The organism is Stenotrophomonas sp. 1337 (assembly GCF_031455455.1).
Lineage (GTDB): Bacteria > Pseudomonadota > Gammaproteobacteria > Xanthomonadales > Xanthomonadaceae > Stenotrophomonas > Stenotrophomonas indicatrix.
In genome coordinates, this window is sequence record NZ_JAVDSR010000011.1 from 38,686 (window position 1) to 52,086 (window position 13,401).

General features: G+C 67.1%; 14 protein-coding genes. 6 read left to right on the top strand and 8 right to left on the bottom strand.

The features are described 5' to 3' along the window. Window positions 1-42 precede the first annotated feature (42 nt). Both accB and accC read left to right on the top strand, forming a co-directional pair. Window positions 43-534, top strand: a complete 492-nt coding sequence (gene accB, locus J2X70_RS15305) for an acetyl-CoA carboxylase biotin carboxyl carrier protein (protein ID WP_025878628.1) — start codon at window positions 43-45, stop codon at window positions 532-534. A 12-nt stretch (window positions 535-546) separates the two neighbouring features. After that, window positions 547-1,914, top strand: coding sequence for an acetyl-CoA carboxylase biotin carboxylase subunit (gene accC / locus J2X70_RS15310; RefSeq protein WP_025878627.1), 1,368 nt, complete (start codon window positions 547-549; stop codon window positions 1,912-1,914). Between the two features lie 144 nt (window positions 1,915-2,058). On the opposite strand, the gene J2X70_RS15315 is transcribed toward accC, so the two are convergent. Together J2X70_RS15315 and J2X70_RS15320 are read right to left on the bottom strand one after the other, a co-directional pair. After that, entirely contained in the window at window positions 2,059-2,433 is a 375-nt protein-coding gene (locus J2X70_RS15315; protein ID WP_025878626.1) for a hypothetical protein, read from the bottom strand. Next, on the bottom strand, window positions 2,430-3,395 hold the full coding sequence (locus J2X70_RS15320) for a hypothetical protein (RefSeq protein ID WP_301866952.1): 966 nt from the start codon (window positions 3,393-3,395) through the stop codon (window positions 2,430-2,432). The genes J2X70_RS15315 and J2X70_RS15320 overlap by 4 nt, the downstream gene beginning before the upstream one ends. Window positions 3,396-3,545: 150 nt before the next feature. Between J2X70_RS15320 and prmA the strand changes: the two genes are divergently transcribed. From prmA to fis, 3 genes are all read left to right on the top strand, one after another. After that, entirely contained in the window at window positions 3,546-4,466 is a 921-nt protein-coding gene (gene prmA / locus J2X70_RS15325) for a 50S ribosomal protein L11 methyltransferase (protein ID WP_309911164.1), read from the top strand. 42 nt (window positions 4,467-4,508) lie between these two features. After that, complete coding sequence (locus J2X70_RS15330; RefSeq protein WP_033832371.1) at window positions 4,509-5,258, top strand: DUF3426 domain-containing protein; 750 nt, start codon at window positions 4,509-4,511, stop codon at window positions 5,256-5,258. A 115-nt stretch (window positions 5,259-5,373) separates the two neighbouring features. Then, window positions 5,374-5,649 (top strand): DNA-binding transcriptional regulator Fis, encoded by a 276-nt coding sequence (gene fis / locus J2X70_RS15335; protein ID WP_006397198.1) that lies wholly within the window; start codon window positions 5,374-5,376, stop codon window positions 5,647-5,649. 134 nt (window positions 5,650-5,783) lie between these two features. Here the strand turns inward: fis and J2X70_RS15340 are convergent, their stop codons facing one another. From J2X70_RS15340 to J2X70_RS15365, 6 genes are read right to left on the bottom strand one after another with little or no spacing between them, the layout of a single operon-like run. Then, window positions 5,784-6,779, bottom strand: a complete 996-nt coding sequence (locus J2X70_RS15340) for a phosphatidate cytidylyltransferase (protein WP_309911086.1) — start codon at window positions 6,777-6,779, stop codon at window positions 5,784-5,786. Next, entirely contained in the window at window positions 6,776-7,405 is a 630-nt protein-coding gene (locus J2X70_RS15345; protein ID WP_025878621.1) for a lysophospholipid acyltransferase family protein, read from the bottom strand. The genes J2X70_RS15340 and J2X70_RS15345 overlap by 4 nt, the downstream gene beginning before the upstream one ends. A gap of 12 nt (window positions 7,406-7,417) precedes the next feature. Next, entirely contained in the window at window positions 7,418-7,855 is a 438-nt protein-coding gene (locus tag J2X70_RS15350; RefSeq protein ID WP_309911088.1) for a hypothetical protein, read from the bottom strand. Next, window positions 7,852-9,186 (bottom strand): phosphatase PAP2/dual specificity phosphatase family protein, encoded by a 1,335-nt coding sequence (locus tag J2X70_RS15355; protein ID WP_309911090.1) that lies wholly within the window; start codon window positions 9,184-9,186, stop codon window positions 7,852-7,854. The genes J2X70_RS15350 and J2X70_RS15355 overlap by 4 nt, the downstream gene beginning before the upstream one ends. Then, window positions 9,186-10,937, bottom strand: a complete 1,752-nt coding sequence (locus tag J2X70_RS15360) for a bifunctional alpha/beta hydrolase/class I SAM-dependent methyltransferase (RefSeq protein ID WP_099785600.1) — start codon at window positions 10,935-10,937, stop codon at window positions 9,186-9,188. The genes J2X70_RS15355 and J2X70_RS15360 overlap by 1 nt, the downstream gene beginning before the upstream one ends. A 39-nt stretch (window positions 10,938-10,976) precedes the next feature. Further along, the gene (locus J2X70_RS15365; protein WP_033832378.1) at window positions 10,977-11,597 is read right to left on the bottom strand and encodes a CDP-alcohol phosphatidyltransferase family protein; all 621 of its coding nucleotides are present in this window, start codon (window positions 11,595-11,597) and stop codon (window positions 10,977-10,979) included. 213 nt (window positions 11,598-11,810) lie between these two features. Between J2X70_RS15365 and purH the strand changes: the two genes are divergently transcribed. After that, window positions 11,811-13,394 (top strand): bifunctional phosphoribosylaminoimidazolecarboxamide formyltransferase/IMP cyclohydrolase, encoded by a 1,584-nt coding sequence (gene purH / locus J2X70_RS15370; RefSeq protein ID WP_025878616.1) that lies wholly within the window; start codon window positions 11,811-11,813, stop codon window positions 13,392-13,394. Window positions 13,395-13,401 lie beyond the last annotated feature (7 nt).

Genomic DNA, 13,401 nt, shown 5'->3' on the forward strand with positions numbered 1-13,401 from the left:
GCGCTTCCCACCACACTGACATCAAAGAGCAAAGAGGCCACCATGGATCTCCGCAAAATCAAGAAGCTGATCGACCTGCTGGAAGAGTCGAACCTGGCTGAAATCGAAATCAAGGAAGGCGAAGAGTCGGTGCGCCTGTCGCGCGCTCCGGTGTCCGGCTACGGCATGATGCAGGCCCCGCCGCAGATGATGATGGCCGCTCCGGCCGCCGCCCAGCCGGCCACCCCGGCGATGCCGATGCAATCGCCGACCGAAGCCTCCACCGGCGGCACCGCCAAGCCGGGCAACGCGCTGCCGGAAGGCCACGTGCTGCGCTCGCCGATGGTCGGCACCTTCTACGCCTCGTCCGCACCGGACAAGCCGGCGTTCGTCAGCATCGGCCAGCAGGTCAAGGCCGGCGAGACCCTGGCCATCATCGAAGCGATGAAGATGTTCAACCCGATCGAAGCCGATGCGTCGGGCACCATCGTCGCCATCCTCGGCGAGAACGGCCAGCCGGTGGAATTCGACCAGCCGCTGTTCGTGATCGGCTAAGGGGCGGCTGCCATGCTCGACAAAGTCGTCATCGCCAACCGAGGGGAAATCGCGCTGCGCATCCTGCGCGCGTGCAACACCCTGGGCATCCGCACGGTGGCCGTGCACTCCACGGTCGACCGCAATCTCAAGCACGTGGCCATGGCCGATGAATCGGTCTGCATCGGCCCGGCGGCGTCGGCGGAAAGCTACCTCAACATCCCGGCGTTGATCGCCGCGGCCGAGGTCACCGACGCCCAGGCCATCCACCCCGGTTATGGCTTCCTGTCCGAGAACGCCAACTTCGCCGAGCGCGTGGAAGAGTCCGGCTTCATCTTCATCGGCCCGAAGGCAGACACCATCCGCCTGATGGGCGACAAGGTCGAAGCGATCCGTGCCATGAAGTCGGCCGGTGTGCCGTGCGTGCCCGGTTCGGGCGGCCCGCTGGGCGACGACATCGTCGCCAACACCAAGATCGCCCGTGAGATCGGCTACCCGGTCATCATCAAGGCGGCCGGCGGCGGCGGTGGCCGCGGCATGCGCGTGGTGCACGCCGAAGCTTCCCTGAAGACCTCCATTGAAACCACCAAGAGCGAGGCCAAGGCCGCGTTCGGCAATGGCGAGGTCTACATGGAGAAGTTCCTGGAGAACCCGCGCCACGTGGAGATCCAGGTGCTGGCCGACGGCCAGGGCAACGCCATCCACCTCGGCGAGCGCGACTGCTCGATGCAGCGTCGTCACCAGAAGGTGGTCGAGGAAGCACCGGCACCTGGCATCACCGCCGAGCAGCGCGAGCAGATCGGCAAGGTGTGCGTGGAAGCCTGCATCCGCATCGGCTACCGCGGCGCCGGTACCTTCGAGTTCCTGTATGAAGACGGCCGTTTCTACTTCATCGAAATGAACACCCGCATCCAGGTGGAGCATCCGGTCACCGAGATGGTCACCGGTATCGACCTGGTCGCCGAACAGCTGAAGATCGCTGCCGGCCAGAAGCTGTCGATCAAGCAGAGCGATGTGGTGCTGACCGGTCACGCGATCGAGTGCCGCATCAATGCCGAAGACGCAGAAACCTTCGTACCGAGCCCGGGCACCATCACCGGCTTCCACGCACCGGGTGGTCCCGGCGTGCGCGTCGATACCCACATCTACAGTGGCTACCGCGTGCCGTCGAACTACGACTCGATGATCGGCAAGCTGATCGTGCACGGTCCGGACCGCGAGACCGCCATTGCCCGCATGCGGGTGGCGCTGAGCGAGATGGTGGTCGATGGCATCAAGACCAACATCGCCCTGCAGCAGCGGATCATGCGTGACAAGGGCTTCCAGGCCGGTGGCCAGAACATCCATTACCTGGAAAAGCGCCTTGCCGAGCGCAAGAGCAAGCCGATCGCGTTGACCTGATCGGCAACTGCAGTCGCTGCACATGAAAAGGGCGGGGATTTCCCCGCCCTTTTTGCGTTTTTACGGTAGCGTCGGGCCATGCCCGGCGGCCTTCCATCGCCACCGCCCACCCGCCGGGCATGGCCCGGCGCTACCGGCGTGGCGTCAGCGCGCGTCGGCCGCGGTCGCGGGAATCTGCGAGTTCGCCAGTGGACGCACGCCGTTCGGCGAGGTCGGATCGACGATCACCATGGTCTCGCTGGACCCATCGGGCCACACCACCTGGAAGGTGCTGCCGGCCGGCAACGACGAGAACGGCACGCCGCTCTGCGCACGGTAAACGGCGGCAACCTGGCTGGCACCGGCACGACGCACGTCTTCCTGTGTCTTCACCGAGGTCAGCTCCACCTTCGATAGACGCCGGTAGCGGTCCTCGTAGGTGTCGATCATCAGCAGGCCTACCGCACCGGCCGAATAGGCCACGAACAACACCACCCAGAACCAGAACTTGGCCCCATGCAGGAATCGACGGTAGTTCATCGCCCGTCCCTCGTGCCAATCAATCGCTTGATCCATTCCTTCATTTTCCCCGCACCTTGCCGCGAAACCGCGGCGTCATACACAAATTCACGGAAGTCCTGCGTCCCATCCGGCGAACAGATCCCTCCATTCGCGCAAAAACTGTTGACCAGCACGCTGTCGGCTCCACAGGGAAGACCGAGTTCGCAGGCCGCAACCCGCCATGCCAGTTCACTCAGCTGTTCACCGGCCACCATGCCGGTCAATGCCTTGTCGCCCGCCGCACGCAATCCCATGCCCGGCGCGATCGCCATGTACGCCTCCGGATCGCGCGAGGTACGTACGCGTTCAACCAGGTCGCGGCGGTACTGCTCGCTGTCCTGCAGTGGCTCACCTTCGGCAAACAGCGCCGCTTCGGCAGCGAGGTTGCCCTGCTGGGCCGCACGACGACGCTCACCGAGCACCAGTGCCGGCCCCAGCTTGTCGCCGGGCACGAAGCCACCGCAGCGCTGCGCCACCCGTTCGCGCGCCTCCACCATCTCCGGTGCAGCACTCAGGCCAAGGCCGGACAGCACGTTGTTGTCCAGCCGGTAGCCACCCGGGTCAACGGCGTACTGCGCGCAGTAGTCGTAGACCCGGCTGAGCATCCAGCGCGCCTCGTGGTTGCCCTGGTCGGCCTGCACGCGCAGGCGCTGCGCGTAGGCGTACAGATCGGTGGCACTTTCGATGTCGGCGCGGATATCCAGCGGCAGGCCCGAAGGCAGCGCGGTGCCGGGTTCGAACGCAGCGAGGCGGCGTGCCAGCGCTTCGGGCATCACCGGTGCCAACGCCCCCTGCACATCGCCGGCCGGGGCAGCCAGCGGCGCATCGACGCGCGCGTCCATGTCCCGGCTGTGCCCATTGGCCCGATAGCCGGCCACGCCCAGCACGGCCACGGCCGGCAGGACGAGCAACCAGGTTTTCAGGGTCGGGGCGAAAGCCATCGGCAACGTTCGCTGGTACGGCGCACAGGAAAGCGCCGAGTTTAGCAAGGCCCGTGAGGCCTGTCTGAACCGGCTTCGTTCATCTCAAGGCATACGGAGACGCCCTGATGGTCTAGCATGGCCCCCTTTCCCGCGATTGCCCTCACCGCCATGCCGTTCCTGGAACTGACCCTGCGTTGTACCGAAGCCACCCAGCCCCGATATGAGAATGCGCTGGAGGATGTGGGCGCGCTGGCGGTGACCCTGCTTGATGCCGAAGCCGACACCAGCAACGAACAGGCCATCCTCGAACCCGGCGTGGGTGAGACCCCGCTGTGGGACACCTTGGTGCTCAGCGCGCTGTTCCCGGCCGACAGCAATGCCTTGCTGCTGCTGGCCGCGCTGGAAGCCTTCGATCCGGAGCTGGACTGGAGCAACGGCAGCTTCCGCGCCGTGGAAGACGAAGACTGGGAGCGCGCGTGGCTGGACCAGTTCCAGCCGATGGACTTCGGCAGCCGTACCTGGATCGTGCCGTGGAACCACGAGCTGCCGGAAGCCGCGCAGGCCACCAACGCCGCCATCGTGCGCCTCGACCCGGGCCTGGCCTTCGGCTCGGGCACCCACCCGACCACCGCGCTGTGCCTGCGCTGGCTGGACCAGTTGGCCGTTGATGGCCAGCTGCAGGGCCAGCGCGTGCTCGACTTCGGCTGTGGTTCGGGCATTCTCGCCCTGGCCGCACTGAAGCTCGGTGCCGCCCAGGCCATTGGCGTGGACAACGACCCGCAGGCGTTGATCGCCACCGCCGACAATGCCGAACGCAACGGCGAACAGGCACGCATGCAGGTGTACCTGCCGCAGGACGAACCGGTCGCCACCTACCCGATCGTGGTCGCCAACATCCTGGCCTCCGCGCTGGATGCACTGGCCGAACTGCTGGCCGCCCGTGTCGCCAGCGGTGGTCGCATCGCCCTGTCGGGCATCCTGCATGGCCAGGAAGACGAACTGCTGCAGCGCTATGCGGCCTGGTTCGACGACCTGCAGGCCACCCAGGATGGCGACTGGATGCGCATCACCGGCGTACGCCGCGCCTGATCGTGGTTGAATGACCGCTGGATCCGAGCCCGCGCCCTGAGCATGTCCGAGCCGAACCCACCGCGCCGCCCCCTGGCCACGTTCCTGCGCACCGCGCCGGGACGCGATGCCACGCCTGAAGCCACCGAACCGCGCGAACCGGCGCCGACCGATGCAGCGCCGGTGATCGAGGACATCGACCCGGCAACGGACATCGTGGCGGCAACCGAAACAGAACCGCTGGCCGCCGCTGATCCAATCATCGAGCCGGACTTCACCGCCAAACCCGGCATCGTTGCCACCGCCGCCGATGCGCCCAGCTTCCTTGGCGTGCGCCCGCGGGCGCTGCCCACCCCTCGCTGGCATTGGCTGCTGGTGGCCGCGCTGGCGCTGCTGCTGTTGCTGCAGAGCGTGCTTGCCGACCGTGCACGGCTGGCCGCCGATGCCGGTACCCGGCCGTGGATCGGTGCGCTGTGCAGCGTGCTGCGCTGCGAGCTGCCCGCCTGGCGCGAGCCCACTGCATTGACCATGACCAGCCGTGAAATCCGCCCGTTGCCGGCCCAGCCCGGCGTGCTGCAGATCCAGGCCAGCATCCGCAACGACGCGCGCTGGCCGCAGGCCTGGCCGGACCTGCGCCTGTCGCTGTCCGATGCCGATGGTCGTGTGATCGGCACCGGCGTGTTCGCACCAGCGCAGTACCTCGGCGAAAACCCGGGTGCGGCCCCTCTGGAACCGGGTCAAAGCGCACGCATCGCCTTCCGCGTGCAGGAGCCTGCCGCATCCACGGTCGCATTCACCTTCGAGTTCCTTTGACCTGGGCCTGACCGTCCGGCCGTGGCAGGTCGGGCACGCTCGCGCTAGACTGACCGCCATCACCTCATCCGGTCCGGCGCCCCGCGTGCATGGACCAACCAGATCGGGAACCCCCTTGAACGCTGTCCTTTCTCGTCCTGACAACAGTCGTGGCGCTGCCCGGCCACCGCTGCGCGAACATGTGGCCCAGTCCGTGCGCCGTTACCTGCGCGACCTCGATGGCTGCGATGCGGACGATGTCTACGAGATCGTACTGCGCGAGATGGAGATTCCGCTGTTCGTGGAAGTGCTCAACCACTGCGAAGGCAACCAGAGCCGCGCAGCGGCGATGCTGGGCATCCACCGCGCCACCCTGCGCAAGAAGCTGAAGGAATACGGCATCAGCGCGTAAGCGCAGCATGGGTAGTGCCGGCCGCTGGCCGGCAACCGCAACACACTGTCATCATTCATGGGATTGCCGGCCAGCGGCCGGCACTACCGGCTCCGGTAGATCCACGCCATGCGTGGATGAATCTCCCCCGCAGCTCAACCGCCACCACCCGCCTTCCAGTAGTAACGCACCACGTGGAAGAACACCGGGGCGGCGAAGCACACTGAATCCAGACGATCGAGCATGCCGCCATGGCCCTCGATCATGTTGCCCCAGTCCTTGATGCCGCGGTCGCGCTTGATCGCCGACATCACCAGGCCGCCCCAGAACCCCATCAGGTTGATCAGCAGCGACAGGCCGAACGCCTGCAGCGGCGTGAACGGGGTGATCCACCAGAGCGCGGCGCCCAACGCGCTGGCACAGAGCACGCCGCCGACGAAGCCTTCCACCGTCTTCGACGGCGACAGCTTCGGTGCGATCAGGTGCTTGCCCAGCAGCTTGCCCCAGATGTACTGCAGCACGTCCGACGACTGCACCACGATCACCAGGAAGGCGAACAGCAGCACGTTGCGCGCCGGATCGTAGCCCGGCACGCGCAGGTTCAGCAGCAGCGGCACGTGCGAGATGCAGAACACGCAGATCATCAGGCCCCACTGCACCTTCGACGTGCGCTCCAGGTAGTGGGTGGTGTCACCACCGATGGTGGCCAGGATCGGCAGGAACAGGAACGCGTACACCGGGATCAACAGCGTGTACATGCCATACCAGTCGATCCACACCAGGTAGTACTGCCACGGCAGCACGATGTAGAACGCGGCCAGCAACGCGTAGTAGTCACCTGATCGTGTTGGCGCCAGGGTGATGAATTCGCGCAGTGCGAACAGCGAGATGATGGCGAACAGCACGATCACTCCGGCGCGCCCGAAGAACAGCGCCAGCCCGACCACGATGGCCATCACCCACCACGCGCGGATGCGCGAGACCAGGTTGGCGATCACCGCGTTGGGCTGTCCACGCTGGCGCCAGCGCAGGGTTTCGGACACCAGCGTGGCCAGCACCAGCACGGCACCTACGCCCGCGAACAGCAGCCCTGTCTGCTGGCCCACGCTGCGTGCGGCAAGATCACCGGACACATCGATCATGAAGCTCATGCACGGCCTCCGTTCGGGGCCAGGGCCAGCAGCGCCTGCCGGCTGCGTGCCAGGAACGCCGCCTTGTCCTCATCGGCCTGCAGCCGCAGCGGCGTACCGAAGGTTGCCGTGCACAGCAACGGCAGCGGCAGGAAACGCCCTTTCGGCATCACACGCTTGAGGTTGTCGATCCACACCGGCACGAACTCCAGCTCCGGGCGTTGCCGGGCCAGGTGGTAGATGCCGCTCTTGAACGGCAGCAGCGGCTCATCACCGATGTTGCGCGTGCCTTCCGGAAACAGGATCAACGAACAGCCCTCGTCCACCGCGTCACGCAGCACCTGCAGCGGATCCTGATGGCGGTTGCCGGCCTCGCGCTCCACCAGCACGCCATTGAATACCGCGTCGATCAGGTAACGACGCAGACCGTCGCGCTGCCAGTACTCGGCGGCGGCGACCGGCCGCACCTGGCGCCGCAGCGCCGGCGGCATCGACGACCAGATCAGCACGAAATCACCATGACTGGCATGGTTGCCGTAGTACACGCGGTGCTCGCTGGACGGCGCGCAGCCAACCCACAGCGCGCGTGCGCCGGTCACTACATGGATGGCCGCGCTGCAGGCGCGGGCGATCAGTTCAGCGAACATCGGCACCTCCGGTCAGGTCTGCGGCCACAGCACGGCCAGCAGCAGGGCAGCGAACTGCAGCAGCGTGGCGGCATACTGGCGCATCAGCAGCCGCCGCATGCCGGTCCAGCGCGCATCCCAGCCACGCGTCGGCGCCGCTGCGTCCAGCCTGCGCAGGCCAGCGTTGTGCAGCGCCTGGTCCACGCGTTGTGCCGCGACTTCATCCTGCAGGCCCTCCTGCTGCAGCAGGCGCAGCAGGCTGGCGTCCAACTGCACCCGCACCGCGTAGCACGCCTGCGCAACACCTGCAACCAGGCTCAGCAGCAGCAGGCCAGCGGCGAACATCGCCAGCCCAGGCTCGATGCCCAGCAACAACAGGGCCACCAGCAGCAGGCCCAGCGACAACGCGGCAGGCACTCGCCCCTGCCGCAGCAGCAGATGCATCATCGGCAGATCGGGCACGGCGCTCATGCAATGGTCTCCTGCGCGGCAGCGGCCGCGATCACCTGTAGATGAACGTCATGCAGCACGATCGACGGCCGCGCGCCACGCACGATCGACACCGCGTCGGCCACATCGCGCGCACGGCCGGTGCGCAGCAACCAGGTCGCCACGCTGGCCGCGCTACGTGAGTACCCCAGCACACAGCAGACCAGGACGGGGCCATGGCCGCGCAGGCGTTCAATGGCATCTGCCGCGGCGCGCAGCTGCGCCGCTGAAGGCACCACCAGGTCCAGCATCGGCACGCTGGCGTACGCTGCTCCCGGCGCGCGGCAGGACAGCTCCGCACAGGTGTCGACCACGCCCACCAGCGGTGCCGGCAGTGCGGTACCTGGCAGGCGACCCAGCCAGACAGCGTCGACGACCGGCACCGGCTGCGGCGCGCGGCGCGTCCACAACCGCGAGTTGATCCACGCCGCCCCCAGGTACGGTGCCAGCAGCCAGCGCGCGGCCATCGTCAACCGGCCATCGGCGCGCTTCTGGAACACCGCTGTGCCCAGCCCGGCATAGGCCAGCGACACCAGCAGCAACGACACCACGGGCCACAGCAGCCACAATGCGGTGCCGCGCAGCATCACCACCGGCACCAGCAGCAGGCCGGCACCCAACACATACAACGCGGCCAGCCGCCAACGCTTCGGGTCACCGGCAGCCTGCCAGGCGCGCAACGGCGGCGTGCCCTGCTCTGGCCACAGCCACACGCACAACCAGCCGGCCAGCAGCCCGGTGGGAATGTCGATGAAGTGATGCTGGAACGTGGTCAGCACCGAAATGCCGATCAGCAGCGCCCACACATGCAGCACCAGCCGCCAGACCCCGTGCAGGTACTGCGCGAACTTCACCCACAGCACGATCAGCAGCACGATATGCAGCGACGGCGCCTGGTTGAATGGCTTGTCGAAGCCCAGCAGCACGTCGAACAACCAGCCGAACACACCGCCGATTTCCGGCCGTTCGAAGCTGAAGCGCAACGGCCACAACAGGAAGCACGCCACCGCGATCACCTGCGCGCTGAGCAGGCGCAGCGCGTGCCGGTCCAACTCCAGCCGGCGCCGGCACAGGAAGAACGAGATCGCATAGAACAGGTCGATCGACCAGTACGGCACGATCGTCCACGGCACGAACGGAATCCGCGCCTCCCAGGCAAATGCCATCACCGGCAGCTGGGCATGGCGGCCGGCCATCCAGTTGGCGAAGCCATAGCTGGCGAAGAAGAACGGACCGAGCAGGGCCAGCCACAGCAGGGCGCGCCGCCAGGGGCGCGCCTCGCTGGATGATGCGGTTGCCGCCAGCGTCGCCATCACGCGATCCGTCGTGCCAGCGATACGGTGAAGATGCCGAAGTCATCGATGCGCTGGGCCACCTTCTGGAAGCCGGCCAGGCGCACCAGTTCGTCCATCTCGTGCTGGGTACGGCGGCGCATCACCCACGCCGCGCCACCACGATGGCTGGTCAACGCACGCGCGATGAACTCCAGCTGCGGATGCCACGGCTGCCCGGTATAGGCCAGGTAACCGCCCACCGGCACCGTCGCAGCGATGCCCTGCAGTGAACGCAGCACCGCATCGTTGTCGGGGAACAGTTCGTAGAGGCCGGACACCACCGCCAGCGTCGGCGCCGGTTCCACTGCTGCCAGCTGCGCCGGATCGAACGCATCGCCCTGTTCGAAGCGGGCGATGTCGGCCGCGCCGAGGCGCTCGATCAAGGCCTTGCCCTGCGTTACGTTCAGCTCGCTGAAATCGCGCAGCACGATGCGGTCGGCACGCTGTTCGCCCTGGCCGAGTGCTTCCAGCACGTAACGGCCATGGCCGGCCGCCACGTCCAGCACGCGCACCGGAGCGCCCTGCCCGCGCAGTCGCTGGGCGGCATCGCGCAGCAGTTCCTGCAGGTGCTTGCCGCGCACGCGGATGCCGCGCCAACCGATCGCATCCAGATAGTTGCGGTCGACCATCCGGCCCAGCGGGCCCTTGCCCCGCGCCTCATCACGGTAGATGTAGTCCAGCGTGCTGCCCGAGTCGAAACCGGTCTGCAGGCCCAGCGCGATGCCCTCCGACAGCGTGCCGCCGAAACGCAGGCCACCGCGCACCACGCGCCAACGCAGGTCGGCCAGGCTGTTGCGCTCCGGTGGCCACGACAGGATCTCCGATTCCTCGAAGGTCGGGCCATGCCGATGCGCATCGCGCCGCGACAGCTCCTGCAGCGGTTCGGCAAAGCGTGCCTGGATGAAGCTGCGGATACGCGCCAGCGCCGGTGCACGGTCACGCTCGCCGAGGGTGTCGTGGAAGAAGCCCGGCAGGTGCACGCGCTCCTTGATCGGGCTGGACAGGCGTTCGTAGAAGCGGTCCTGCGGGCCGCGATGCACCACGAAGTCCGAGCCCGATACCAGCAACTGCACCGGCACGCTGATCGCCTGCGCGTCGGCCACGATGCGGTCGGCCGCTTCGTACAGGCCCAGCAGCACGCGCACCGAGATCGGCCGGGTGATCAGCGGATCGGTGCGGTAGCTTTCCACCCGTGCCGGGTCGTGGGTCAGCCACTGCGGCTTGACGTAGCTGTTGACGAAGAAGTTGCCGCGCAGTTTCTGCATCAGCGCCAGTCCAGCGCGTGCGAACGGCACGTACAGCTTCACCTTGAATGCCGGCGAAGCCATCACCAGCGCGCGCAGCCGCGGCGCATAGTCATGCACCCAGGTGGCGGCAACCACCGCGCCCACGCTCTGCGCGATCACCACGATGTCCTCCACCGCGATGCCATGCTCGGCACTGATGTGGGCGATGAAGCTGTCCAGGTCGCGCACCAGCGCCGGGAAGCCCGGTGCGTCGCCGCGCGTGCCGGGCGAGCGACCATTGCCGCGCGCATCCCACGCGAAGAACGCGGTGTCGGGCAGGTCCAGCTCGTCGACCAGATGGGTGACCCGGCCGGAGTGTTCATGGCCGCGATGCAGCAGCACGATGGCCTTGGCCGGCGTGGTTGCCGTGGTGCTCGGCCAGTACCGGTAGAACAGCGGTACCTGGTCGAAGCTGTGGAATTCCCGTTCCTGCGCCTGACGCATGCAATCTCCGTATGGATAGGGCGTGTAATCGTGTTGTGCTTACCGCTGCGATATCGCCGCGGCTTCCTTCAATCCCTGGCGTACGCGACGGACCACCGTCACCCCACACAGCAGTGCGGCCAGTGCGGCGACCGCGCTGACCACGGTCGCGCCTGCCCAGCCAAACGCCAGCAGCAGGCCCAGCACGCCGATCACGAACGCACGGTCGCTCTTGCCCATCGGGCCGTCATAGCGGCGGCTGGCGCCGACCATCAGGCCCAGCACGCCGGCGTACTCGCTCAGCGCGGCGGCCCAGGCCAGCAGCCACAGTGCCTCGGGGCGCACGCCCGGTACGCTGAGCAGGCTCAGGTACAGCGCCGCGTCGGCGATCACATCGCACAACTCGTTCAGATAGGCGCCCAGCCGCGATTGCTGGCCGAATTCGCGGGCCAGCATGCCGTCGACGGCGTTGAGGGCCATGCGCAGCAGCATCCACAGCGGCAGGGCCAGATACAGCAGCGGCTGGGTGGGAGCGCAGCACCACACCGCAGCGGCCACCAGCAGCGAGACCACGGCCGCAGCCACGGTCACCGTGTTGGCGGTGATCCCCACGCGGTACAGGCCGTGTACGGCCGGACGCAGCAGGTCTTGGAAACGTCCTTTCAATGCATAGATCGACACGATCTGAACCCGCTAATCCTTGGCAGTGCGGGCACAGCCTACCTGATTGCGACAGCGCCACGTATCGAATTGCGCCCAATGCCGGCCCATGCAGGTGCTGTCGAGCGGACCAGGACGGGAGTCTGCACCGGCCAATTTCCCCCACCAGCGCCCGCCACCGGCCCCCACCGCCTACAATATCGGCCCCGCTCCGCTGCCGATTGCCCTGTCCCCATGACTGCTGATCTGTTGCCCGTCCGCCGGGCCCTCCTCTCCGTTTCCGACAAGACCGGCCTGGTCGAGCTGGCCACCGCGCTGGCTGCACGCGGCGTGGAGCTGCTGTCCACCGGCGGTACCGCCAAGGCGATCCGCGATGCGGGCCTGGCCGTGAAGGATGTCGCCGAGGTCACCGGCTTCCCGGAAATGATGGATGGCCGGGTCAAGACCCTGCATCCCATGGTGCATGGCGGCCTGCTGGGCCGCTCCGGCCTGGACGACGCGGTGATGGCCGAACACGGCATCGGTGCCATCGACCTGCTGGTGCTGAACCTGTACCCGTTCGAATCGGTCACTGCCAAGGCCGACTGCACCCTGGCCGACGCGGTGGAGAACATCGACATCGGCGGCCCGGCGATGCTGCGCTCGGCGGCCAAGAACTTCGCCCGCGTGGCGGTGGCCACCGACCCGTCGCAGTACGCCGAACTGCTGGCCTCGCTGGATGCCAACGACGGCCAGCTGTCGGCCGGCACCCGTTTCGCCTTCTCGGTGGCCGCATTCAACCGCGTTGCCCAGTACGACGCGGCGATCAGCAACTACCTGTCGGCCGTCACCGCCACCGACGCCGCCGTGCCGGTGCGCGCCGAATACCCGGCGCAGATGAATTCCACCTTCGTGAAGGTGATGGACCTGCGCTACGGCGAAAACCCGCACCAGAGCGGCGCGTTCTATCGCGACCTGCATCCGGTGCCGGGCACGCTGGCCACCTTCCAGCAGCTGCAGGGCAAGGAACTGAGCTACAACAACCTGGCCGATGCCGATGCAGCCTGGGAATGCGTGCGTCAGTTCGACGCGCCGGCCTGTGTCATCGTCAAGCATGCCAACCCGTGCGGCGTGGCCGTTGGCGCCGGCAACGGCGATGCCTACGAGCTGGCCTACGCCACCGACCCGACCAGCGCCTTCGGCGGCATCATCGCCTTCAACAAGCCGCTCGATGCAGCCACCGCGCAGGTCATCCTGGACCGCCAGTTCGTTGAAGTCCTGATTGCGCCGGACTACGAACCGGCCGCGCTGGAATACGCGCAGAAGAAGGCCAACGTGCGCGTGCTGCGCATCCCGCACGGCGACGGCCTGAACAACTTCGACAACAAGCGCGTGGGCTCCGGCCTGCTGCTGCAGTCGTCGGACAACCGCGGCATGACCCGCGACGAACTGAAGGTGGTCAGCAAGCTGGCACCGACCGACAAGCAGTTCACCGACCTGCTGTTCGCCTGGAAGGTCGCCAAGTTCGTGAAGTCCAATGCGATCGTCTACGCCAAGGACAACCGCACCATCGGCGTGGGTGCCGGCCAGATGAGCCGCGTCTACTCGGCACGCATCGCCGGCATCAAGGCGGCCGATGCGAACCTGGTGGTCGAAGGGTCGGTGATGGCCTCCGATGCGTTCTTCCCGTTCCGCGATGGCATCGATGCCGCTGCCGCCGCCGGCATCAAGGCAGTGATCCAGCCGGGCGGTTCGATGCGCGATGCTGAAGTCATCGCCGCCGCCGACGAACATGGCCTGGCCATGGTGTTCACCGGCGTTCGCCACTTCCGCCACTGATTACTGG

Bases quoted from the DNA above. Each gene is read 5' to 3' on its own strand.
- accB (WP_025878628.1), top strand. From the start codon at position 43: ATGGATCTCCGCAAAATCAAGAAGCTGATCGACCTGCTGGAAGAGTCG.
- accC (WP_025878627.1), top strand. From the start codon at position 547: ATGCTCGACAAAGTCGTCATCGCCAACCGAGGGGAAATCGCGCTGCGC.
- J2X70_RS15315 (WP_025878626.1), bottom strand. From the start codon at position 2,433: ATGAACTACCGTCGATTCCTGCATGGGGCCAAGTTCTGGTTCTGGGTG.
- J2X70_RS15320 (WP_301866952.1), bottom strand. From the start codon at position 3,395: ATGGCTTTCGCCCCGACCCTGAAAACCTGGTTGCTCGTCCTGCCGGCC.
- prmA (WP_309911164.1), top strand. From the start codon at position 3,546: ATGCCGTTCCTGGAACTGACCCTGCGTTGTACCGAAGCCACCCAGCCC.
- J2X70_RS15330 (WP_033832371.1), top strand. From the start codon at position 4,509: ATGTCCGAGCCGAACCCACCGCGCCGCCCCCTGGCCACGTTCCTGCGC.
- J2X70_RS15340 (WP_309911086.1), bottom strand. From the start codon at position 6,779: ATGAGCTTCATGATCGATGTGTCCGGTGATCTTGCCGCACGCAGCGTG.
- J2X70_RS15345 (WP_025878621.1), bottom strand. From the start codon at position 7,405: ATGTTCGCTGAACTGATCGCCCGCGCCTGCAGCGCGGCCATCCATGTA.
- J2X70_RS15350 (WP_309911088.1), bottom strand. From the start codon at position 7,855: ATGAGCGCCGTGCCCGATCTGCCGATGATGCATCTGCTGCTGCGGCAG.
- J2X70_RS15355 (WP_309911090.1), bottom strand. From the start codon at position 9,186: ATGGCGACGCTGGCGGCAACCGCATCATCCAGCGAGGCGCGCCCCTGG.
- J2X70_RS15360 (WP_099785600.1), bottom strand. From the start codon at position 10,937: ATGCGTCAGGCGCAGGAACGGGAATTCCACAGCTTCGACCAGGTACCG.
- purH (WP_025878616.1), top strand. From the start codon at position 11,811: ATGACTGCTGATCTGTTGCCCGTCCGCCGGGCCCTCCTCTCCGTTTCC.